This is a genomic window from Streptomyces sp. NPDC041814 (genome assembly GCF_055590565.1).
Genome location: NZ_JBVJAM010000004.1, coordinates 144,151 through 166,197, shown reverse-complemented (window position 1 = coordinate 166,197; position 22,047 = coordinate 144,151). Strand labels below are relative to the sequence as shown.

General features: G+C 69.4%; 22 protein-coding genes. 16 read left to right on the top strand and 6 right to left on the bottom strand.

Annotated elements, in window-relative coordinates; translation table 11 throughout:
• Nucleotides 1-427: 427 nt before the first annotated feature.
• The 3 genes from ACZ6C6_RS13215 (at nucleotide 428) to ACZ6C6_RS13205 (ending at nucleotide 1,900) form a co-directional block, all read left to right on the top strand.
• Complete coding sequence (locus ACZ6C6_RS13215; RefSeq protein WP_469202108.1) at nucleotides 428-781, top strand: PRC-barrel domain-containing protein; 354 nt, start codon at nucleotides 428-430, stop codon at nucleotides 779-781.
• Between the two features lie 287 nt (nucleotides 782-1,068).
• Complete coding sequence (locus ACZ6C6_RS13210; RefSeq protein ID WP_104782251.1) at nucleotides 1,069-1,272, top strand: cold-shock protein; 204 nt, start codon at nucleotides 1,069-1,071, stop codon at nucleotides 1,270-1,272.
• A gap of 220 nt (nucleotides 1,273-1,492) precedes the next feature.
• Complete coding sequence (locus tag ACZ6C6_RS13205; RefSeq protein WP_469202688.1) at nucleotides 1,493-1,900, top strand: hypothetical protein; 408 nt, start codon at nucleotides 1,493-1,495, stop codon at nucleotides 1,898-1,900.
• Between the two features lie 556 nt (nucleotides 1,901-2,456).
• On the opposite strand, the gene ACZ6C6_RS13200 is transcribed toward ACZ6C6_RS13205, so the two are convergent.
• Nucleotides 2,457-3,851 carry a M64 family metallopeptidase gene (locus ACZ6C6_RS13200; RefSeq protein ID WP_469202106.1) on the bottom strand — a complete coding sequence of 465 codons (1,395 nt, stop codon included), beginning with the start codon at nucleotides 3,849-3,851 and terminating at the stop codon, nucleotides 2,457-2,459.
• 523 nt (nucleotides 3,852-4,374) lie between these two features.
• Here ACZ6C6_RS13200 and ACZ6C6_RS13195 point away from each other — a divergent pair.
• Nucleotides 4,375-5,778, top strand: a complete 1,404-nt coding sequence (locus ACZ6C6_RS13195; protein ID WP_469202104.1) for a helix-turn-helix domain-containing protein — start codon at nucleotides 4,375-4,377, stop codon at nucleotides 5,776-5,778.
• Nucleotides 5,779-5,861: 83 nt separating this feature from the next.
• Here ACZ6C6_RS13195 and ACZ6C6_RS13190 read toward each other — a convergent pair whose 3' ends face one another.
• Complete coding sequence (locus tag ACZ6C6_RS13190) at nucleotides 5,862-6,761, bottom strand: helix-turn-helix transcriptional regulator (RefSeq protein ID WP_469202102.1); 900 nt, start codon at nucleotides 6,759-6,761, stop codon at nucleotides 5,862-5,864.
• Nucleotides 6,762-6,918: 157 nt separating this feature from the next.
• Between ACZ6C6_RS13190 and ACZ6C6_RS13185 the strand changes: the two genes are divergently transcribed.
• The 4 genes from ACZ6C6_RS13185 to ACZ6C6_RS13170 all read left to right on the top strand — a co-directional run bounded on the left by ACZ6C6_RS13185 (nucleotide 6,919) and on the right by ACZ6C6_RS13170 (nucleotide 8,701).
• Nucleotides 6,919-7,701, top strand: a complete 783-nt coding sequence (locus ACZ6C6_RS13185; RefSeq protein ID WP_469202100.1) for an SDR family oxidoreductase — start codon at nucleotides 6,919-6,921, stop codon at nucleotides 7,699-7,701.
• A 201-nt stretch (nucleotides 7,702-7,902) separates the two neighbouring features.
• Nucleotides 7,903-8,133: a tautomerase family protein gene (locus ACZ6C6_RS13180; protein WP_469202098.1), complete on the top strand. Its 231-nt coding sequence runs from the start codon at nucleotides 7,903-7,905 to the stop codon at nucleotides 8,131-8,133.
• 215 nt (nucleotides 8,134-8,348) lie between these two features.
• The gene (locus tag ACZ6C6_RS13175) at nucleotides 8,349-8,519 is read left to right on the top strand and encodes a hypothetical protein (RefSeq protein WP_469202096.1); all 171 of its coding nucleotides are present in this window, start codon (nucleotides 8,349-8,351) and stop codon (nucleotides 8,517-8,519) included.
• 8 nt (nucleotides 8,520-8,527) lie between these two features.
• On the top strand, nucleotides 8,528-8,701 hold the full coding sequence (locus ACZ6C6_RS13170) for a hypothetical protein (RefSeq protein WP_469202094.1): 174 nt from the start codon (nucleotides 8,528-8,530) through the stop codon (nucleotides 8,699-8,701).
• A gap of 25 nt (nucleotides 8,702-8,726) precedes the next feature.
• Here the strand turns inward: ACZ6C6_RS13170 and ACZ6C6_RS13165 are convergent, their stop codons facing one another.
• Complete coding sequence (locus ACZ6C6_RS13165; RefSeq protein WP_469202092.1) at nucleotides 8,727-8,921, bottom strand: hypothetical protein; 195 nt, start codon at nucleotides 8,919-8,921, stop codon at nucleotides 8,727-8,729.
• A gap of 53 nt (nucleotides 8,922-8,974) precedes the next feature.
• The gene (locus ACZ6C6_RS13160) at nucleotides 8,975-9,571 is read right to left on the bottom strand and encodes a dienelactone hydrolase family protein (RefSeq protein WP_469202090.1); all 597 of its coding nucleotides are present in this window, start codon (nucleotides 9,569-9,571) and stop codon (nucleotides 8,975-8,977) included.
• A 363-nt stretch (nucleotides 9,572-9,934) separates the two neighbouring features.
• Between ACZ6C6_RS13160 and ACZ6C6_RS13155 the strand changes: the two genes are divergently transcribed.
• Nucleotides 9,935-10,276, top strand: a complete 342-nt coding sequence (locus ACZ6C6_RS13155) for a hypothetical protein (RefSeq protein WP_469202088.1) — start codon at nucleotides 9,935-9,937, stop codon at nucleotides 10,274-10,276.
• Between the two features lie 311 nt (nucleotides 10,277-10,587).
• Here ACZ6C6_RS13155 and ACZ6C6_RS13150 read toward each other — a convergent pair whose 3' ends face one another.
• On the bottom strand, nucleotides 10,588-11,553 hold the full coding sequence (locus ACZ6C6_RS13150; RefSeq protein ID WP_469202087.1) for a helix-turn-helix transcriptional regulator: 966 nt from the start codon (nucleotides 11,551-11,553) through the stop codon (nucleotides 10,588-10,590).
• Between the two features lie 93 nt (nucleotides 11,554-11,646).
• Here ACZ6C6_RS13150 and ACZ6C6_RS13145 point away from each other — a divergent pair, with 93 nt between their 5' ends.
• Complete coding sequence (locus ACZ6C6_RS13145) at nucleotides 11,647-12,012, top strand: VOC family protein (RefSeq protein ID WP_469202085.1); 366 nt, start codon at nucleotides 11,647-11,649, stop codon at nucleotides 12,010-12,012.
• A gap of 233 nt (nucleotides 12,013-12,245) precedes the next feature.
• On the opposite strand, the gene ACZ6C6_RS13140 is transcribed toward ACZ6C6_RS13145, so the two are convergent.
• Nucleotides 12,246-13,265, bottom strand: coding sequence for a LacI family DNA-binding transcriptional regulator (locus ACZ6C6_RS13140; RefSeq protein ID WP_469202083.1), 1,020 nt, complete (start codon nucleotides 13,263-13,265; stop codon nucleotides 12,246-12,248).
• A 288-nt stretch (nucleotides 13,266-13,553) separates the two neighbouring features.
• On the opposite strand from ACZ6C6_RS13140, the gene ACZ6C6_RS13135 reads away from it, so the two are divergent.
• From ACZ6C6_RS13135 to ACZ6C6_RS13110, 6 genes are all read left to right on the top strand, one after another.
• Nucleotides 13,554-15,530 (top strand): glycoside hydrolase family 127 protein, encoded by a 1,977-nt coding sequence (locus tag ACZ6C6_RS13135; RefSeq protein WP_469202686.1) that lies wholly within the window; start codon nucleotides 13,554-13,556, stop codon nucleotides 15,528-15,530.
• A 106-nt stretch (nucleotides 15,531-15,636) separates the two neighbouring features.
• Nucleotides 15,637-16,890 carry a sugar ABC transporter substrate-binding protein gene (locus ACZ6C6_RS13130; RefSeq protein ID WP_469202684.1) on the top strand — a complete coding sequence of 418 codons (1,254 nt, stop codon included), beginning with the start codon at nucleotides 15,637-15,639 and terminating at the stop codon, nucleotides 16,888-16,890.
• Between the two features lie 90 nt (nucleotides 16,891-16,980).
• Nucleotides 16,981-17,955 (top strand): carbohydrate ABC transporter permease, encoded by a 975-nt coding sequence (locus tag ACZ6C6_RS13125; protein ID WP_469202081.1) that lies wholly within the window; start codon nucleotides 16,981-16,983, stop codon nucleotides 17,953-17,955.
• On the top strand, nucleotides 17,952-18,770 hold the full coding sequence (locus tag ACZ6C6_RS13120) for a carbohydrate ABC transporter permease (RefSeq protein ID WP_469202079.1): 819 nt from the start codon (nucleotides 17,952-17,954) through the stop codon (nucleotides 18,768-18,770). The genes ACZ6C6_RS13125 and ACZ6C6_RS13120 overlap by 4 nt, the downstream gene beginning before the upstream one ends.
• A 158-nt stretch (nucleotides 18,771-18,928) precedes the next feature.
• Nucleotides 18,929-19,933, top strand: coding sequence for a LacI family DNA-binding transcriptional regulator (locus ACZ6C6_RS13115; protein ID WP_469202078.1), 1,005 nt, complete (start codon nucleotides 18,929-18,931; stop codon nucleotides 19,931-19,933).
• Between the two features lie 284 nt (nucleotides 19,934-20,217).
• A complete protein-coding gene (locus ACZ6C6_RS13110; protein ID WP_469202076.1) occupies nucleotides 20,218-22,014 on the top strand; it encodes an RICIN domain-containing protein in 1,797 nt (598 codons plus the stop codon).
• The last annotated feature ends 33 nt before the right edge of the window (nucleotides 22,015-22,047 follow it).

Sequence of the window (22,047 nt, the reverse complement as noted above, 5' to 3'; positions counted from 1 at the left end):
GGGTTGGTTCCGGGGGGGCCTCATATGGCCAGGGGGGCCGGGTGGCCCGGGTGTACACACCCTGTGTTTTTCTCCCCCCCCCCGCGGGGGGGGGGGGGGGCGGCGGGGGGGGCGCCGCCCCCCCCCCCCACGTCAGCCGCGTGCCCGCCACCTCAGGACGAGTGAGGAGGGCGGGCATGAGCAACGGGTCGCAGGGCACCCGGGGAAAGGGTCGGGGGTTCCATCAGGAACCGTGACCTCCAGCGGTGGTACCCCCGGCCTCCCCAATTTATAGCGACCAGCTGGGGCCGGTGTGAATGACGGATGAATGGCGGCCATGATCTCGGGCACACGACATCCTGAGAAAGGGTTGCCGGTATTCCGGAGGCGTCGCTCCCATTCCGGATTGAATCGAGGGAGTGGCAACTATCGATAAAGGAGCCGTCTTATGAGTGACAGCATGTGGGGCTACCGGCCGACCGCCGGGTATGCCGCTGGAAGCGACCTCATCGGATACAAGGTCGAGGCCACTGACGGCAGCATCGGCAAGGTCGACAAGCACTCGGACGAGGTCGACTCCTCGTACTTGGTCGTCGACACGGGCGTCTGGATCTTCGGCAAGCACGTTCTGCTCCCGGCCGGCACCGTACGCAGCGTCGACGCCGCCGAGCGGAAGATCTTCGTCGACCTCACCAAGGATCAGATCAAGGATTCTCCGGAGTTCGACAAGGACAAGCACGCCGGTGATGCCGGCTATCACGAGCAGATCGGCAGCTACTACCACAGCCACCGACGCCCGTAGCATCACCGCATCTACCAGCGGTGGGGGCGCCCAGGATGCCTGGGCGCCCCCACCGCGCTGTGCATGCCCCTCGCCGGCAGGCTGCTCACCATGAGAGGCACGGCATCAGCGGTGCCTCTCTGCACCTGCTGCCGCGTCGCATATGCCCGGACGGCGCCGCTATGGGCGTGTCGTCCGTGGGACAGTCGGGGTGATACGGGGTACAACGAGTGCGGCCCCTGCTCCAGGGGCCGGGGCACGCCCGGGACGACCGGGCCGCTCCCGAACATCGGCAAAGGATCGACAGCATGGCCAGCGGCACTGTGAAGTGGTTCAACTCCGAAAAGGGCTTCGGCTTCATCGAGCAGGACGGCGGAGGCCCGGACGTTTTCGCGCACTACTCCGAGATCCAGGGCAACGGGTACCGCGAACTGACGGAGGGCGAGCACGTCACCTTCGACATCGGCCAGGGCCAGAAGGGTCCGCAGGCGCAGAACATCGTCCGCGGCTGACCGGACGAAGAGATGAACGCCAAGGCGGCTGCCGAACCGGGAGCCGCCTTGGCGCCGCCCTGGAGGCAACCAGCGGTGCCCCTGCTCCGGGAGTCGCCCTTCCCCATCTCTCGGCATGGCGGCGGCCGGGGTGTGGCCGTCGATGGCACTGCCGTCTGGTGCGGACGCGGCCTGGTCGGGGGCGGACATGGACCCGCTCTTCGAAGAAAGGCAGGCGACGATGGCCGACAACGCACAGGGAGAGGCCCGAGGCCCGCGGCCGCCGGGCATGAACGACGCGACGGTGGAGGCACTGGGGCTGCTGTCCCAGGCTTTGGAGACCACGCAGCGGGCGCGCGGGCGCCTGTACGACTTCCACCAACTGACCGGCGGCGCGGACAAGACGGTTGGCGAGGCGGTGCGCCGCCTGCGGGAGGCCGGACACGACGACCAGGCTGACCTGGTCGAGCGCGAGGTTCAGGGCACCGATGTCCTGCCGGGCATGTGGACGTACCAAATCGTCGAAGCGTACGACGACGGGTACCACCGGCGCTTCACCGACGTGGAACGCCAGGTGCGCGACGCCCTGAGCGGTGGCCGCGACCACATTGCCGAAGCCGAGATGAAGCAGCGCCGCGAGACGACCTGACGCCTGGCATTCCGGGGATTCCCGAACCGCCCGCCCAACGTCGACTCAAACCGGGTGGGTCCCGGTCGAGCACAGATACGCCGGAGGCGCACTGCAACTCGTTCACAGAGCTGACGTGGTGGACGCCGTAGCACGCGCGGAGGTCCGCCGCACCAGGACGTGACCCAGGGCCGCTCGGCGACGAGGACATCTTTCCCGGCGACCACCTCCACGCAAGCCCGAGCGCGGGACTCGGCGAGAGCGAGGAGCGGGAGCGGCGAGCGGCGTCCGCTCCCTGCGCGACGACGGCCCGCCGTTGCACCGCGTACTGGCCCCGGCTTCCGCAGCCGACTCGCCGTCGACAGAGCCGTGAACCTGCTGTTCACCACAGCGCTCGGCCTACGCGTGTGCTGACGGGGCGGCGAGTTGGGGCGAGTCCGGACCCGTCATCCCGTCATCCCGCCACACCCCGCATCCGGACAGCCCGCTTCCCCGCGCGGGGTGCTACCCCCGCCGACGAGCGGCTTGCCATGGTGGTGGTGCTGGGAGGCGGGTGACGCGGCCCGGCTCCGGGCCGTCAGTGCCGCGGGCGGCCGGGCCGGGGGGCCGGCTCCGGGCGGGCGGCGGGGGACGGGGAGACGCTCCAGGTCAGCCTTTCGGTGGCCTCGGCGCGGATCTCGGGGTCACGGATCGACGCGGTGGTGTCCACCGACTCGACGGTGACGGTGTGCTTCCTGCCGTCGGCGGGCACGCCGAGCGCTGCGGGCGCGGTGGAGGTGAGGCCCTGAGCCCGCTTCACCCGGACCCCGTCGACGTACCAGCGCAGCTGCGGGGCGGCGAGCCCGGTGAGCGAGGCCTGCGTGACCGTGAGCCGGTCCTTTCTGCCGATGGTGGCCCCGGTGGCGGTGTCGCTGCTCAGAGCGTTGGCCTCACGGTAGAACCCGGCGATCATGGCCTCGCGTCCGGGCAGGTTGAATTCGGTGATGTTCAGGGCTCGCATGATCGAGTTCTGCGTCGGGCGGTAGGTCCCGAACGGGTAGTAGCTGCTGCCCTCGTACGTGCCGACGGTGCCGCCGGTGGGGTCGTCCTCGCCGAGCCAGCGGTACCACTTGCTCCGGCTGTTCGTCATCCGTGCCGCGGTGAGGATGCTGGAGTTGGGCTCGGTGAACTCGCCGCCCGCCCAGGTGCCGTAGCCCTCGTACGTGTACTCGTCTGCCAGGAGGCCGACCGAGTGGGCGATCTCGTGCGTGGCGATCATGCTCGACTGCGCGTTGTCCGAGGAGAGGGTCGAGACGCCGTCGAAGGGGTACCCGTACTCCTCCTCCAGCCCGGAGTATCCGGCGCCTCCGTACTTGGTGGAGTTGGAGACGACGACGACCAGGTCGGCGTCGGGCGCCTTCTCGGCGTACGCGGCGACCTTGTCGATGTCGGCGCAGATCAGCCGCTCGGTCCGGGAGCACCAGAAGTAGCTGCCGAGTGCGGTGTTCTTGGTGACGTCGGCGGTGGGGTCCCCCGTGATTCCGGACTCGGCCGAGACCGCGTCGACGGTCCAGACGTTCATCAGCCCCTTGTAGCTCGCGTAGGGCTCGATGGCGGTGATGTCCGCCCACTTGGCGGCTGCGGCCGTGTGGAAGGCGCCCTGCTCGTCGGCGGTGTAGCCGTCGCCGACGATCACGACGTCCAGTCGGTCGTCGGAGGAGCCCGTCACGGCCAGCGGGGCGACCTCGCCGTCCGTCGTCGCGGCCGGCGCCGCGCTCCTGAGGGCGGCGCTCGCGCCGGGTGTTCCGTTGGAGAGCGGGACTTCGGTCCGGTGGCCCTCGCCGCCCGGTTCGGGGAAGTACTCGACGCTGACGTTCGGCGTCTGCGTGGGCTCCTCCGGGTCGATGGCCGAGGCGGGCGCGGCGAGCGCCGCCCCGAGTACGGCCGCGAGCGCGACGCCGGTGGATATGGCAGCAGTCCTTTTTGTGTGCATGTCAATCCTTGCTCTGGCCTGAACTGCCGGTCCCGGGCGCTGTGTCCGCCGGCCGTGCAGGAGTCGTAGGTGCTTCGACGAGGAGCCTTCAGGAGCTGCCGGCCGATGGAGGGCCAACCGGCCCCCGGCGGAGTCGGCACCGGGTGAGGGGGGCCTCCCACGCCCGCACCAACTTAATTCCTCTGTTCAATTCGCTTGAGTTGGCGTTTAACTTAGAGTGCGGTCGGAGGCCGCGCAACGGGCAGCCGGACGGTCAGCAGGTTGCTGTTTGGTAACTGGCGGCCAGCGCAACCGTCAACACGGCCCGTCTCGTTGCGGCTCCGGACGGAGCCGGCGTATGTGGGACCATGCGACGTGGCACGGGCAGGAGCCGCGTCGTCCCGGGGCGAGGGCAGTGGCCCTTCTGTGGAAGACGGCAGGGGCACGGCTGCCCGCCCGACCCGAAGTCGTCCTGCCACGGCACCACAGCACGACAGACGGTACGCACGAGGGCCGGGGACTCCGGTGGACGAGAGGGGACGCCATGGCCCGGGCCGACGGGGTGCGGACAGGCAACGACGGGACGATCCGCGCCGGGGGGACGGGAGACCCGGTGGCGATCGGTCGACGGGTGAAGAGGCTGCGCACGGAGCGCGGGCTGACGCAGCGGCAGCTGGCCGAGCCCGAGTACACCGCCGCGTACGTCTCGACCCTTGAGGCGGGAAAGGTGCGGCCATCGGAGGCGGCGCTGCGGCATATCGCCGATCGGCTCGGGGTCGCCGAGGAGGAACTGGCCACGGGCCGCCCCACCCATCTCGCCGCCGAGCTGCGCATGCAGCTCACCGAAGCGCAGCGGGTGCTGGCGATCGCGGACGCCGCAGACGCACGGGCCGTCTACGAGCAGGTTCTCGGACGGGCCGACGAGTTCCAGCTCACCGAGGAACGCGGAGCCGCCCTCACCGGTCTGGGGGAATGCGCGCTTGAGACGGGCGAACTGGCCGAAGCCCTCACCCGGTTCGAGGCGGCCGAACAGGTGCTGGCCGGCGAACCACTGCCTGTACGAGCGCGTGCGGTCCGGGGAAGGTCGGTCGCCCACTACCTGGCCGGCGAACTTCGCTACTCCTGCTACCTGCTGGAGAACGCGATCGACGAGCTGAACACCTCTGGGCTGCACGATCCGGGAGCTCTGCTCCAGCTGTACACGGCCTCGATCGCCCCCTACATGGACATGGGCGCCCACGCCCGGGCGGCGCAGGCCGCCGAACTCGCGCTCGCTCTGGTGTCCCAGGTGTCCGACCCCGCTCTCGTCGCGGGCATGCACCGCACGGTTGCCCGCACCCTGATCGCCGAAGGCAGGGCCGATGCGGCCCAGATCTCACTGACACGAGCCGCCGAGCTCTATGAACAGCTCCAGATGCGCACCGAACTCGCCCATTGCCACTGGATGCGCGGCTATGTCTGGGCGCAGGACGGCGACCTCCGCCAAGCGGAGGCAGCGCTGCGGACCGCCCGCTCCATGCTGGTCTCCAAGCGTGCCGCACTGTACGTCTCACAGGTGGAGGTCGAACTTGCCGACGTGCTGCGCAGGAGCGGGAAGTCCGCGGAGGCCGCAGAGCTGCTCGGGAGCCTTCTGGCAGGTCTCCAGCACGGTCGTGGCGCGTTGCACGCCGCCGGAGCCCACCGGCTCCTCGGGCTGATCGCGGAGGAGGCCGACGACACCGAGTCGGCCGAGCGGCACTACGCCACGGCTCTCTCCCTGCTCGAACAGACCGGGGCCGCCGGAGACCTCGCCGACATCTGCCGCCTCCTCGGCGACCTGATGCGTCACGAGGGCCGCACCGAGGAGGCACTCAACGCGTACCGGACCGGTCTCGGGCACCGCTCCGAGCCCGGGACCACCACGCTCGGCCCTGCCCCCGCCCGCCCGCCGTTCGCCCCCTGGACCTGACGCCACTCCGGATCGTCAAACGGTACGGGGCGCGTTCCCCGGACGTCGCTCGCGGTCCCGCCGGGCGGCGTTGGTCAAGGCCGCTATCCGGGTTTCGCCGCGGACAACCTCTCCGGTGCTGCCGTGTCCTTCGTGACGCGCAGGTCCTGAGCTCCCACAACCGACAGCAGTTCCAGTTGCCCCGCTCCCGGGCTCCCGGGCGGGGCGGAGAACCACAGCAGGCGTTGGCGCCCGTCTTCGCTGAGAAGGCTGTAGCAGTCGAGTTCGATGACGCCGAGCACGGGGTGGACGATCCTCTTGTGGTCCATGCGGCGCACCGCGACGTCGTGGGTGTCCCAGAGGGCTGCGAACTCATCGCTGCGGCGGCGCAGCACGGCGATCATCTCCGTTACCTCCGTGTTCCGGCCGCGCCTGGCGGCCGCCGCTCGGAGGTCGGCCACGAAGACCCGGGAGTGCTGCGGGTGGTCCTCGGGCGGATAGATCTCACGCGCCCGAGAGTCGGTGAACCAGCGGTACACGAAGCTCGCCGCCCCGCTGCCGTGTGCCGGGGACTTGCCGAGGAGAGTGAGGGCCAGGTCGTTCTCCGCCAGGGTTTCGTGGAGGTCGGTGATGACGCGCGCGGGGGTGTTGGACAGCCGGTCCAGGAGTCCGAGGAGCGCGGGCTGGGCGTGTGCCGATGGTCCGTGTGCGGACGGCGGGACCAGCCGTTCGGCCAGGTGAAACAGGTGGTCGCGCTCGTCGCCGTTCAGGCGCAGGGCTCGGGCGAGGGCGGCCAGAGTCTGGGCCGAGGGCTGCACACCGTTTTTCCCGCTGCCGCGTTCCAGCTCGGTGTAGTAGTCGGCCGACAGCCCTGCCAACTGAGCGACTTCCTCACGGCGCAGTCCGGGGACGCGCCGACGCGGGCCATGGGGGAGACCGACATCGGAGGGGCGGATGCGGTCCCGGCGCGTCCTGAGGAAGGCGCCCAGTTCTGGAAGGTTCACCCCTCCATGGTCGCTCTTACGCCGGAGCGCAGCCAGGGGGTGGCAACCCCTGGGTAGACGCAGCCCTGGCTGGGGACGGGCGGCCGGCCCATCGTGGAGGACGCAGCAGGGCGACGGCAGAGCCGCGCCCGGCCCTCATCCAGCACAGGAGTCAGCTATGCCTCGCCCCACTTCCCCCGGCGGGACCGCCACCTCGGCCCAGCCCTCCGCCTCACCCCGAGTGGCGATCGTCACCGGCGGCTCGCGCGGCATCGGCCGCCGGACCGTCGGCCGGCTGGCCGCCGAGGGGTACGCCGTCGTGGTCGGCTATGCCGGCAACCAGGACGAGGCCGAAACTGCCGTCACGGAGGCCGTCGCCGAAGGCGGTCAGGCGGTCGCAGTACGTGCGGACGTCGCCGACGATCGTGCGGTGGCAGCCTTGTTCGACGCGGCCGAAGCGGAGTTCGGCGGCGTCGACGTCGTCGTGCACGCGGCCGGCCGGATGCACCTGGCGCCGATCGCCGAACTGGACCTGGCCCTCCTGGACGACCTGCACCGCACCAACATCCGCGGCACGTTCGTCGTCGTCCAGCAGGCCGCGCGCCGGGTGCGCCCCGGTGGCACGATCGTGACGTTCTCCACGTCCGTGGTGGGGCTGGCCTTCCCGGGATACGGCGCGTACGCCGCCAGTAAGGGCGCGGTCGAGGCGCTGACGCTGATCCTGGCCCGGGAACTGCGGGGCCGGGACGTCACCGCCAACACAGTCGCTCCCGGCCCCACGGCCACCGACCTCTTCCTGGACGGCAAGGACGAGGAGACCATCGCCCGCCTGGCTGCCCAGCCCCCGCTGGAACGCCTCGGTACCCCAGCTGACATCGCCGAGGTCGTCGCGTTTCTGTCCTCCCCGGCCGGCCACTGGATCAACGGGCAGGTCCTCCGCGCCAACGGCGGAATCATCTGAACCGCCTGCAGCCACCTCTCCACCGACAACGAGATCCCGCCACGAGGAACGACGAAACAGGGACAGCCGTCCTGTACGCGGGCTCCCGACGGACGTCGGCCCGCGACCGGACCGCGGTGGCCTGTTCCGCCGCATCGCACCGGACAGCCTGCTCGCCGCAGGCAGCTCCCTGCAACCCCACTGAGAAAAGGAACATCAGCCATGCCTTTCGCGAACTTCAAGGTCCCCGAGAAGACCCTCACTCTGAAGCAGAAGGAGGAGATCGTCACCCGCACCACTGAGCTGTACGTCGAGATCTACGGCGAGCGCGCCCGCGACAACACCATGGTTCTGGTGGAGGAGGTCGCCGACGGCGGCTGGGGCATCTCCGGCAATGTGCTGACCCTCGCCATGCTCGGCGATGCGACGCCGACCGACAGCAGCGACGTCTGACCGACCGGCCGTACTTGAGTCAAGACACCACCATCGCGGCGGGCGCTCGTGACAGACGAGCACTGCCCGGCGAACGCCGCCGGGTCGGACGACCTCAGGCCGTCTTGACCCGGCGGCTTTGCGTGTCGTCCGGCAGAGAACGACACCGCGGCTCCGCGGAGAAAGGTGTCGTCCCAGCCCCAGGGGCCTACGCGGCTGACCACGACCTTTGGATCATGGCTCTGACCTGGTGTTTTGTTTCGAAACGGCTAGCCTGGGCGTACCTGCTGGACAACCCGGGGAGGGGTGTCGTGGACGAGGAAGTCACCACGTACGAGGAGAGCGACATTCAGGTGCTGGATGGCGCGGCCGCGTTCCGCCTGCCGACCGCATGGGCGAGGGGCTGACAGCTGTCGTGTCCGTGAAGCTCGACCGTCCCGAGTTCCGGGGCGGCATCCACGAGCAGCTGTGCAACCTCGAAGTGCGGGCGTGTGTTGCTCAGGCTGTGCGCGACCACATGGGCCAGTGGCTGACGGCGCATTCCGAACGGGCCGCGGCCGTCGTCGGCCGGATCGCCGCCGGCTCCTGAGCCCAGGCCGACGCCGAACGGAATTTCAGCCCGCCGTCGACAGCACAGCCCTGGCGACGGGCACCGCGACGCCGAGGGCCGAGCCCGCCTGCCGGGTGCCGTTGAACGCTCCCTGACTGGTGGCGACGTAATCGGGCGGGGCCGGCACGGCCCTCGCGGCCGCGGCGCCGGGGATGGAGAGGGTGCCCGTAGCGGCCGGCGCCGGCTCGACCGGGCACACGCGCGAGTGTCGCTGACGGGAGCGCTACTTGGGGCGTGCCACAGTCCACCTCGTTACGGCCGGACCTCATGGGCCGGCCGTGGATCGTGTCGGTCGAGGAATTTCAGGACCCGCGCCCAGGTCAGCTCGGCTGCGGCTGCGTCGTGGTCCGGCGACGCGGGGTCCGTGTAGAAGTGGCCGACGCTGGGGTAGCGGAATACCTCCAGAGCGGCTTCGGATCCCTTGGCTGCCACCTCCAGGGCGGTAACGCGTTCCGGCGGGGCGAAGGGGTCCGGGTCGGCAGCGTGCAGCTGGATGCCCAGACCAGGTCGAGAGTTGACCGGCACCTCGGCCGTGGCGTGCAGGAGCAGAATTCCGAAGGTGCCGGTGCGTTCGGGCCACAGGCCACTGACCACGCCGGCGCCCATGGAGACACCGACCAGCACTGTGTCCTCGGGCATGCCTTCCAGTGCCAGCCGAGCGCGCTGCATCACGGTGGCCCAGCCCACCCGCTCGACGAGACCGAACCCTTCATCAGGGGTGGCTGCCGCCAAACCCCCGAACAGGTCGGGGGCGACAGCCTCGTGCCCGGCCCGGCGAAGCCGCTCGGCGGCATGCAGTTCGACGGGGCGCAGGCCGAGCACGGAGTGGAAGAGCGCGACGTGTGCCATGGCAGCCATCCTGCCCGATGGCCGGCGCCGGTCCCCGTCGTCCGCCGACTGCGACGTTCAGATCCGCCAAGCGAAGCGCTCTCCGCCAACGGGAACGCTCAGTCACACCGCCGTCCTCGTTGTGCCGCGAGGAGAAGCCCTTGCTCACCGCGTTGCCGAGCAGCCGCTCGCTCCGCGGGGCCGTCTGGCCCCAGCGGGATCACCCGATTGGCACGTTCCTTTCGGCGGTGGGAGTCGTTGGGGAGTCCGGAACCCCGTAAACGATACGAACGCACAACCCACCGCCGTCCTCGTACAGCCCAGGCCCCATCTGCCCTGTCAGCGCAGTGGAGTTGGCGGTGGGCATGGCTACAGGAGGTATGGATGTGCTCTTTGCTGAAGAGCTTCTTCGACACGATGGATGAGCTGCACGTCGACTTCCGCCGCCGCCTGGAGGACATCGAACGGGAGGCATGGCCCGGACCGGCGCCGAGCGCCGGCGTCGACAGCGGGCCCGCTTCTCCTGCGGACAAGTTTGAGGAGATCCGGTATCCGCTCGGGTTGCGACCCCTCTGGACCGACGATCACGGGCTGGCCGAGCCTCGGAAGAACAGTGAGGAGAAAGGGTTCACCGACCCGCTCGCTCCCCGATCCGAAGAATTGCTGCACGCAGGAACGATCGTCCGCGTGATGAAGCGGCAGGAAGGAACGATTCGCCGCGATTGAATCCGGACCACGTGGCCAGCATTCCCGTACGTCATGAGGAATCCAGAGACTTTGACGAAGCTCATCGCAACCGTGCTGTTCGCCGCGGCATTCGTTCTGGGCACGGCAATGGCCGCCCCCTCGAATCTGACCGGTGCCGCCGCCCACCTCGTGAAGGAGGCTCCCTGAGCCCGTGACGCGCCGGCAGCCCGCACAGGGCACCGTGCGGATACGTCCGGGTCCTGCCGAGCCACCGGGCCCGGCAGGACCCGTGGCCGCGACCTCGTGGTGCAGGCGTCGGCGCCGACTGCCCCAGCCGGTGGTATTGCGGGTCAGGGCGTTGGTGGCGACGCATAGTGGTGGGCGAGATCGGTGGCGAGGTCGCGGAGGTGAGTCCTGGCTTCGGCGGGGCCGTGCACAGTGATGGTGCTTCCGAAGGGCAGCAGTGCTCGCACGTCCTCAAGGTGCAGGAAGCGGATCCTCACCCTGTGGCCGGTGGTGGTTTCCTCAGGCTCGTCCTGGACGAGTCGTTGGCCGAGGATCCGCCGCGCTCGCTCGATCTGGGCCCTGCCGATGGTGGCGCTCACCTCTACCACGTGGTTGTGCTCCCACTTCTCGACGAGGGCTGCAGCGACGGTGGCCAGGGTCTGGTTCACGCGGATCTGTCGCGGCTGGTCGACTTCCTTCCACGTGGAGATCCGCTCAAGTCGGTACATCCGTGGCACTCGGGCACAGTCGGCGACGAGGTACCAGATGCCGGCCTTGGCTAACAGCCCGTAGGGATCCACGACCAGGTCGCGTGGGCATGACTCGCGTGTGCTGTCGTACTCGATCCACAGCCGGCGACCTCGCCGTACCGGGCCGATCAGCGAAGCGGGAGTCGTGCCGGAAGTCCGCGCCTGGAGCCAGGGACGGCTGTCCACGTGCACTACGTCGGTGAGCGGCAGGAGCTCACCCATTCGATGTCGCTGTGCAGCGGCGACCTTGGAGAGAGCGCGCCGGCATTCCACCGCTGCGTCGAGCTCCGCTCGTTGCTTCTCGTCCAGCCCGGCGAGCGAGAGATGATCACGCTCGCCCGGCGTGAGTCGCGTGAGGTCGAGCCCGGATACGGGCAGCATGCTCACGCCTCCGAGGCGGCCGCGTTGCGCGGTCACCGGTAGTCCGGCCTCGCGGAGCCAGTTCAGATCCCGGGTGACGGTTCGAAGGGACACCCCGAGCGCCGAGGCGAGTTCCTGTGTGGTCACGGCATCCCTCGATGCCAGGAGCAGCATCAGGGAGAAGAAGCGGTCTGGGGTCACCCGCAAAGCCTTTCAGGAATTGCGACATCCTACGGCGCATTTCCCGGTCAGGCTGGCGGCCGCGTACCCACCACCCGCGAGAAGGAAGCAACCATGACCACATCCGTCGTGACCATCGTCTACGTGAACGACGCTCCTGCCGCCGCACGCTTCTATGGCGACCTGCTCGGCATGCGGCCTTCGTTCGAGACTCCGGGATACATCACCTTCGACCTCGGGCCAGGCGCTGACCTCGCTGTGTGGTCCGGCCGGTTCGACGACCTGTCAGCGGATGTCCCGCGCACCAGTGAGGTTTGTCTGGCCAGCAACGATGGGCCCGACGCGATCAATGCCCTCTTCAAGCAGTGGCAGTCCAAGGGCGTCACGATCCTGCAGGAGCCACACGATGCGGGATTCGGGCTGACCTTCCTCGCAGCCGATCCTGACGGGAACCGAATCCGTGTGGCGCCGCGGGGCTGAAGGCCACGATGCGGCCGGCGCGAGAACCGTCGTGCGCTCGTCGGGACGAAGGCGTGCGGCAGTCCGGTGACGTCGTCGACCGCGGTGTGGACCACAGCTCTCAGCCGCTCCGGCGGTGGACGCGCACGGCCGCTCTCGCGCGCCCTGGCACCGCGCCGTACCGGACCCGTGCCGTGGCGCCGCACGGGCCGGTCGCGAGCTGACCGCGGAGCTGGCTCTACCCTCTCGACCGGTCAGGTGGACTCACGGACCACCAACTGGCACGGAACCGTGTGCACGCCTGGCGTGGGCTTGGAGTTGATGGCTTCCAGGAGTCGCAGGGCGGCCTGTCGGCCGATCTCGGTGAGGTTGGTGTCGATCGTCGTCAGGGGCGGGCGGCTGGCCAGTGCCATGGTGTCCCAGTTGTCGTAGCCCACGACAGCAACCCGGTCGGGGACGCTCACGCCATTCTCCCGCAGGGCGTCCGTCACACCCCGGGCGATCTGGTCATTGCCGCAGAAGAAGGCGTCTGTGTCCGGGGCGGTGCGCAGCACGGCGTCGACGGCTCGCCGGCCCCACGCCTCGCTCCACTCGCCGAAGTGAACGCGGCCGGTGGCCGGTTCCAGCCCGGCGGCTTCGAGCAGATCCACGGTGTGCCGGGCCCGGTTCTGCGCGGCGGCGTGATGGGCCGGTCCCGTGACGTGTGCGATGCGGGTGCGCCCGGTGGCGAGCAGGTGCTCGACCGCCAGGGTCACCCCGCTCGCCTCGTCGGAGACAACGGACATGTCCGCGGGATCGGTCGAGGGGGACAGGGCGTAGACAGCCGGGATCGGGTCCACGCCCTTCAACGGCGCGCGCGGGTCGGTGCGCCGACCGGTCACGATGATGCCATCGACCCGGCGGTTCGTCAGATTGCGCAGGTGATGCTGCTCGCGGATGACGTCGCCGCGGGTGTCACAGAGCAGGACGGAGATCTCGCCCGCGCCGAGCGCGTCCTCCGCGCCGAGCAGGACAGGGGTGCTGAAGCGCCCGATACCGTCGGTCGTCATCAGGCCGACCGTCCAGCTACGGCCGGTGTGCAGGCCCTGTGCCTGCGGGTTCGGCCTGAAGTCGAGCGTGGCGACGGCGTCCAGGACCCGCTGGCGGGTCTCGGGGCGCATCCTGCCGCTGCCGCTCAGGGCTTTGGAGGCCGTCCCGACGCTCACGCCCGCGAGCCGGGCGACATCGGCGAGCTTCGCCCGCTCGACTGGAGTGGAACCTGCTTCTGCGGTCACGCGCAAACCTTTTCCTATCGGACGTCGGACATCGCATCCTGGCATCGTTGGCCTTTCCAGGCCAGCCTTCGTCAGGCCCCAAGATACTTCGGTTGTACCCCTTGACTCCACCCTGAGGGCTTCCTAGGTTTCCGCTAGAAAAACGATTGCTCAAATTTGCCCCAGGCGAGTCCCTCGGCCGCCGAGCCCATCCGCCCGGCCCGCGACGACACGTCGACCGGTGTCCGGCACGTCTGCATCCTCAGCGGGCCGGACACCCTCTTCCTCGTCTACTTCTTCCGGAGAGTCATGCCGCGCCCTGGTTCAGCCGTGCCGCCGTCGCCCTCGCTTCCTCCCGGACGGAACCGCGTTCCCGCCGGTCCCGTCCGTCCCGGCCCGGGTGCGGGCGCCGCGCTTGTTCCCGCCGCCGCTGAGATCCGTGCCGGCTTCTGGCGCACTCGACGCGATGTGAACGCCCACACGTCGATACCGCAGGGTCCCGAGCTCCTCGAGTCCGCGGGGAATCTGAGCAACCTGCGGATCGTGGCGGGTACAGCCGATGGTGCGTTCCGGGGCGGTTACCCCTTCGTCGACACGGACGTCTACAAGTGGCTGGAAGCCGCGTCGTGGCAGCTCGGCCAGGGAGGGCAGGACCACGACCGGCTCGCCGCCGACGTCGAACGCATCGTTTCCCTGGTCGCCGAGGCCCAGCAGCCCGACGGCTACCTGAACACCTGGTCCCAGCTCCTGAAGGGAGGCGAACGGTACACGGACCTGCGCTGGGGGCACGAGCTGTACTGCGCAGGGCATCTGATCCAGGCCGCGGTGGCCCACCACCGAAGCACCGGGCGCCGCGAACTCCTGGACGTCGCGGTCAAGTTCGCCGACCACATCGACAGCGTCTTCGGCCCGCCCGGCAGCGGCAGGCCCATCGACGGCATCGACGCTCACCCCGAGGTCGAGACCGCCCTGGTCGAGCTGTACCGCGAGACCGGTGAACGCCGCTACCTCGACCTCGCCGGCTACTTCGTCGACCGCTTCGGCCACGGACTGCTCGGCGGCGAGGCGTACTGCCAGGACCGGGTCCCCGTACGCGAGGCCACCGACGTGGAGGGCCACGCCGTCCGCCAGCTGTATCTGCTGGCCGCGGCCACCGACCTGGCGACCGAGACGGGCGACGCCGGACTCCGCGCCGCCACCGAGCGGTTGTGGGACGCCATGACCCGCACGAAGACGCACATCACCGGCGGACTCGGTGCCCACCACGACGAGGAGGACTTCGGCGACCCCTTCGAGCTTCCGAACGAGCGCGCCTACTGCGAAACCTGCGCCGCCATCGCCTCCATCCAGTGGAGCTGGCGGATGGCCCTGCTCACCGGTGAGGCCCGCTACGGCGACCTCATCGAACGCACCCTCTACAACGGCTTCCTGGCCGGCGTCTCCCTGGACGGCGAGGGCTGGCTGTACGTCAACCCGCTCCAGGTCCGCGACGGCCACACCGACACGGGCGGCGACCAGTCCGCCCGCCGCACCCGCTGGTTCCGCTGCGCCTGCTGCCCGCCGAACGTGATGCGGCTGCTCGCCTCTCTGGAGCACTACCTCGCCTCCGGCGACGAGGACGGCCTCCAGATCCACCAGTACGTCACCGGCCGCATCACCGCAGACGTCGGCGGCACCCCCGTCGTGGCGCGGGTCGCGACCGAGTACCCGTGGCAGGGCACCATCGCCGTCACCGTCGACGAGTCCCCGGCCGGCCGCCCCTGGACGCTTTCGCTGCGGATCCCGCGGTGGTGCTCCGACTACCGCGTGCGCTGTGGCAGCACCACGTACGACGCGACCAACGCTCCCGTCGTGGACGGATGGCTGCGGCTTGAGCGCACCTGGGCCCCCGGAGACCAAGTCGTCCTCGACCTCTCCCTGGGACCTCGGCTGACGACGGCGGACCCGCGGGTGGACGCGGTGCGTGGTTGCGTCGCGATCGAGCGCGGTCCCCTCGTGTACTGCCTGGAAGGCGTCGACCACCCCGGCGGGGGACTGGACGACATCGTCCTCGACCGGACCCGGCCGCTCGCCGTCGAGCACCGCCCCGAACTGCTCGGTGGCGTCACCACGATCGTCGCCGCCGGGCGGCGTCGCCCTGACGAGGACAGGGGCTGGTGGCCGTACGCGGACGCCGTGGTGGACTCCGGCCAGGGCGGCGATCCGGTCGAACTCACCGCCATCCCCTATTACGCGTGGGCCAATCGCCAGGACGGCGCCATGCGCGTATGGCTCCCCACGCTCTAACCCTCTGCCTTTGCGCCCCGGCATGCCCTGAACCCCCTCCGTTCTGCGCCATGCCGCTCCTCCCCGCTCCACTCGTGCACACCCACTCCGCCAACACAGCGAGGTCATCGTGAGCTCTGCGCGCCCCAAACTGATCACTGCCGTAGCCGTCGTCGCGGCGCTCGGCACCCTCGCCGCCTGCGAGGGCGGCTCCGGCTCCTCCAGCGCCGATGGCGACGGCAAGAAGACCTACACCTTCTGGGACCCGTACCCGCAGTTCGACGCCTCGTCCCAGTGGGGCAGGCTCGTCCAGCAGTGCGGGACCGAGGCCGGTGTCCAGGTCAAGCGCACCGCGTACGACACCACGGACCTGGGCAACAAGGCTCTGCTCGCCGCGCAGCAGGGCAACGCCCCTGACGTCATGCTGGTGGACAACCCGGTCGTGTCGACACTGGTGGAAGCGGGGATCCTCAACAAGGTCACCGACGTCGGTCTGAAGACCGACGGAGTGCAGGAGAACATCCTGGGCGCCGGCACCATCGACGGAGACGCCTACGGAACACCGATCGGCGCCAACACCCTCGCCCTCTACTACAACAAGAAGATCCTGGACGCGGCCGGCGTCGAACCGGCCTCGATCACGGACTGGGACTCGCTGACAGCGGCGCTGAAGAAGGTCAAGGGGAAGGGGAAGAAGGGCATCACCTTCTCCGCCATCAACACCGAGGAGGGCAGCTTCCAGTTCCTGCCCTGGTTCTGGGGCGCCGGCGGCGACCTGACGAAGCTGGACTCCTCCAAGGGCCAAGCGGCGCTCGGTCTGTGGAAGCAGTGGGTCGACAGCGGATACGCGCCCAGGAGCGTCCTCCAGAACACACAGACGACCAGCTGGCAGGAGTTCGCCACGGGCGACTACGCGTTCGCGGAGAACGGCACCTGGCAACTCGGCAACGCGGAGAAGGCCGGCTTCGACTACGGCGTCATCCCCGTCCCCGGCCGCGACGGCGGCGCGGCACCCGTGCCCACCGGGGGCGAGTTCGTCACGATCCCCGTGCAGAAGGATACCTCGCGCTACGACGCCAGCAGCAAGATCACCAACTGCCTGACCAGCGCCGGCAACGTCCTGAAGACGGACACCACGCTGACCTACGTCGCCCCGACCGATTCCGTGCAGAAGCAGCAGGTCGCGCAGAACGAGAAGCTCAAGCCCTGGGTCGAGGCGGTGGCCGCGGCCCGAGGCCGCACCAGCGGCGGTCTCGGCACCAAGTACCCGACCATCTCCGAGCCGATGTGGACCGCCGTCCAGAGCACGCTGTCCGGCGGCAAGAGCCCCGAGGACGCGCTCGCCGCCGCGCAGGAGGCGGCGGACAAGGGCACGAACTGACCCCCGACGCCCGTCCGCAGGGCCACGGCGCCGGGGCACCGCTTGTGCCACCAGGACGCCCCGGTCCGGACCCTGCACTCAGGAGACCGTATGACCATCACCCGCACCGACCGTCACGGCGGGCGACCCCGAGCCAGGACAGGCACTTCCGCGCCCGCCGCCCCCGGATCGGTCCAGCAGCGGCAGCGGCGAGCGAGCCGGTTCACCGCACTGGCGTTCCTCGCGCCTCTGGCGATCTACCTCGCCGTGTTCTACGTCTATCCCCTCTACCGCAACCTCGATCTGAGCCTGCGCGACTACACGGTGAGCTCGTTCGTCACCGGCGACGCCCCGTTCTCCGGCCTGGACAACTTCCGTACGGTCCTCGACGATCCGACCTTCGGTCCCGCGCTGACGCACACCATGGTCTTCACACTGGCGTCGATCGTGTGCCAGTACACCGCAGGTCTCGCGCTCGCGGTCTTCTTCAACCGCGGGTTCCGGCTCTCCGCCACTCTGAGGGCACTGTTCCTGATCCCGTGGCTGCTGCCGCTGATCGTTTCCGCGTCGACCTGGTCGTGGATGTTCAACAGCGAGTCAGGCGTGCTCAACTACGGGCTGAGCCTCGTGGGCGCCGGACCGGTCGACTGGCTCAGCTCCCCGGACTGGTCCCTGACCTCGGTCATCATCGCCAACATCTGGATCGGCATCCCCTTCAACCTCGTCATCCTCTACAGCGGTCTCCAGAACATTCCCGCCGAGCTGTACGAGGCCGCCTCGCTCGACGGGGCGAATCCCTGGCAGCAGTTCTGGCGCGTCACCTTCCCGCTGCTGCGTCCGGTCTCGGCGATCACGCTGCTGCTGGGCCTCGTCTACACCCTCAAGGTGTTCGACCTGATCTGGATCATGACCAGGGGCGGCCCCGGCGACTCCTCGTCGACCCTGGCCACCTGGTCCTACAAGCTGGGTTACGGCACCCTGCTGCCGAAGTTCGGGCCGGGCGCCGCCGTCGGCAACATCCTCATCCTGATCGCCCTTGCCTTCGGCCTGCTGTACATACGCGCCCAGAGGAAGCAGGAAGCATGATCCACCACCGCTCCCGCCTCCGCACCGGCATCGGCCTGGTCCTGACGGCCGTGATGCTCTTCCCGGTGTACTGGATGGTGAACGTCTCGCTCACCCCGCAGAAGGACATGCGCAAGTCGCCGCCCGACCTGCTGCCCCTGCACCCCACCTTCGAGGGCTACCAAGCCGTCGTCGACGACCAGCTGCCGTACCTCGGGACCAGCCTGCTCATCGGGATCGGAACCGTCGCGCTCACCCTCGTCCTGGCCGCTCCGGCCGGCTTCGCGCTGGCCAAGCTGCGCGCACCGGGCAGCGGGGCACTCGGTCTCGTCCTGCTGGTCGCGCAGATGATCCCGGGCATCGTGATGGCGATGGGCTTCTACGGCATCTTCCTCGACCTCGGGCTCCTCAACTCGTGGTGGGGCCTGATCATCGCCGACTCGACCATCGCGGTCCCGTTCGGCGTCATGATCTTCGCCGCGTTCATGTCGGGGCTGCCCGGCGAACTCATCGCCGCTGCCCGCATCGACGGAGCCAGTACCTGGCGCACCTTCCTGTCCGTCGTCCTGCCCGTCAGCCGCAACGCCGTCGTTACCGTGTCCCTGTTCAGCTTCCTGTGGGCCTGGTCCGACTTCGTCTTCGCCAGCACCCTCGACGGCGGCGGCGAGATGCGCCCGATCACCCTCGGCATCTACCAGTACATCGGCAACAACAACCAGGAGTGGAACGCGATCATGGCCACGGCGGTCGTCGCCTCCCTCCCCGCGGCGGTCCTGCTCGTTCTCGCCCAGCGCTACGTGGCCGCCGGTGTGACCGCGGGGGCGGTCAAGGACTGACACCCCCGCTTCCGCCTCGCAGCTCACACGGGCACTGCCCCCATGGCCGGCCGCGGGGTCGCTTCAAGGCGGTACGGCGAACGTCCCTCGCCGGACCACCGCGCGGCTCCGCGGTCCCCCGCCCGCCGATGTGCCCGGACGGCTGCCAGAATCAGCCCATGCACGCTGCGCGTTCGACGACGTTGTCCGAGGTGGCACGCCGCGCCGGGGTCTCCCTGACCACGGCCTCCAAGGCGATCAACGGGCAGCCCCGGGTGTCCGACGAGGCACGCGCCCGGGTGCTCAAGGCCGCCCGCGAACTCGCGTACACACCCAACCGGATCGCGCGCAGCCTGATGAGCGGGCGCACCGGCACGGTGGGGCTCGTCGTCGCGGACAGCGACGCGCAGCGCTTCGTGCTGCCCATCCTGCTGGGGGCCGAGGAGGCCCTCAGCGAGATCGACCTGAGCATGATCGTCAGCGATGCGCGAGGCGACCGCGCCCGACTGCGGAGGATCGTCGAACGCTTCGCGGACCGGCAGGTGGACGGGGTGCTCGTCGTCGGCGACAACAACACCTCGACCCCGCGGATCGGCCGGCTGCTGAATCAGCCGGTGGTCTACGTGTACGGGGAGACCGGAGCCGCGGACGTCGTCCACGTCCCGGACGACCTGGGCGGGGCCCGCGAGCTCACGGAGCATGTCCTGGCGGGCGGGCGGCGCCGGATCGCTGTGGTGACCGGGCCGCGGGAGGCGCGGGCGGTCGTGGAGCGCGTCCGCGGTGTCTCGGCGGCGCTGGCGGGCGCTGGCCTCGACCTGGCCCACGAGGTGCTGTACGGCCAGTGGTCGCAGCGCTCCGGACGCGGCCTCACCGAAAAGCTGTTGGCGGCCGCACCGGACGTGGACGCGATCGTGTGCGGCTCCGACCAACTCGCGGTCGGCGTCACCGAGGCGCTTCGGGACGCGGGACGGCGGGTGCCGCAGGACGTCGCCCTCACGGGCTTCGACAACTGGTCCGTCTTCGCCGTGGAGAACGATCCGCCGCTGACCACGGTCGACATGAACCTGCACACCTTGGGCGCCGGCGCCGTCCGCGATCTGTTCGACATGATCGACGGCAGGCCGGTGGGCGCCGGTGTCCGGCTGCACAGGTGCAGTGTCGTGATCAGGGAATCCACCGGGTGACCCCGGTGCCCGCGCAGTCCGTCGGTTGAGCGGACGCTCCGAGGAAGCGCTTCCTCGATGTTTGAGATGTTTCCCAAAGTATCCCTGCCGTACGTGTTGACGCGACTCGGTCGCCGGGTGAAGCATCAGCGCAACGCAGCGCTTCCTCGGCCCGGAATTCAGCGCGCCCCTGAGTGGGCACCCACCCCGCAAGGCCGCCTTCCCCGACACCTCTTCCATGGGGGTGACGCGGGCCTCGATGAGGAAGCGCTTCCTCAATCGGCCTCACTCACGAAAGGCCCACTATGTTCCGGCAACGTCACCAGGCACCGTCCGACACCGAGCGGGAGCTCGGTCGTCCGGCTCTCGGCAGACCCCACCGCCTGCGTCGTGCCCTCACCCACGCCACCATCGGACTGGCCGTCATCGCCGCCGGGAGCATGGCGGCGACACCCGCTCAAGCGGCGGGCAACACCCTGACCGTGAACGTGGGCAAGACCGTCCGTCCGGTCACCCATGTCGCCGCGGGCGGCCTGTACGGCGTCGACGCGGGGGAGACCACGCCTTCGCTGAGCCAGCTGTACCCGCTGCGCCTCAACACCTTCACGCAGCCCCCGCCCGGCACCCAGCAGCTCGGCAACGGTGCCACCACTCCCTGCTGCGACGGGCTCAAGGTCGCCGACAAGATCACCAAGGCGGGTGCACAGCAGTACCTGAGACTCCCCGACATCTTCAGCAGGTTCCCCTACAACTGGGTGAGCTGGTCCGACTGGGAGTTCAAGATCAGCACCATGATCAAGGCGCGGATGGACGCCAAGTCGACCACGAACATCGCCGGTTACGAGATCTGGAACGAGCCGGACTGGACGTGGGAGGGGCAGCTGGACGACACCGAAGGGTCGTTCCACGACATGTGGACGCGCAGCTACAGGGCCATCCGCGCGGTCGACGCCAAGACGCCGATCGTGGGCCCCGGCATCGCCGCGTACAACCACAACTGGATGTACGCGTTCATGCAGCACGCCAAGGAAACGAACACACTTCCCGGTGTGGCGGTGTGGCACCAGCTCGGAACCAACTCCGGCTGGCAGACCGTCAAGGCCAACATCGACGACTTCCGGGCGATCGAGACCTCCCTCGGCCTGTCGCACCGGCCCGTCTCCATCAACGAGTACGGCTCGACCAGCCAGGTCGACCAGCCCAGCGTGGCCGTGCACTACATGGCCGAGTTCGAGCGTGCGGGGGTGCACGACGCCGAGCGCGCCTACTGGTACGAAGCGGGCACGATGAACGGCCTGCTCTACAACAACCAGCCCACGGCGTCCTACTGGGCCTACAAGTGGTACGGCGACCAGTCCGGCAACATCGTCGAGACCGTGCCCCAGTCGTGGCTCGACGGGGTCGGCTCGTACGACGCGAGCCGTAAGCAGGTGAACGTTGTCTTCGGCGGTGACAGCGGCGACAACAAGGTGAAGATCAACGGGGTCGGCGCTCTCGGCTCGCAAGTGAGCGTGAAGCTGTCCCGGACCAACAACACCGGCCGCCACACGAACCAGGCCGCACCAGTCACCATCTCCACAGCGAACTACCCGGTCGCGTCCGACGGCAGTATCACCGTCCCCGTCTCCGGCATGGACGCGGTCATGGCCTACCAGTTGCTCGTCACACCCGCCTCCGGCGCGCCCACCTGGCAGCAGACGTACGAGGCGGAGAACGCCACCATAGTCAACGCGGGCACCTTCAGCTCCACCTCCGCCTCCAACGGCAGCTATGTCGGCAGGATCGACAACACGGCAGACATGCGCGACCAGAGCTTCGTCGACTTCCTCGTCGAGGTGCCCACCGCGCGCAAGTACACGATGACCATCAGGTACGCCAACGCCACCGGGGCCAACGCCACCCAGGGCCTCGCCTACAACGGCGGCGCCTGGTCCACCGTCACCTACGCGCCCACCTCGTCCGGCTGGGGCAAGCCGACCGGAACCGCCACCGTCGATGTGAACCTGCGAGCCGGCTACAACACGATCCGACTCGCGAAGGGATCGCCCTACTTCGCGGGTGGCACCGGCTACGCCGAGCTGGACAACATCACCCTCCAGTAGACCCGGCGGGCGGCTCGGCCCCACGAAGCGCGT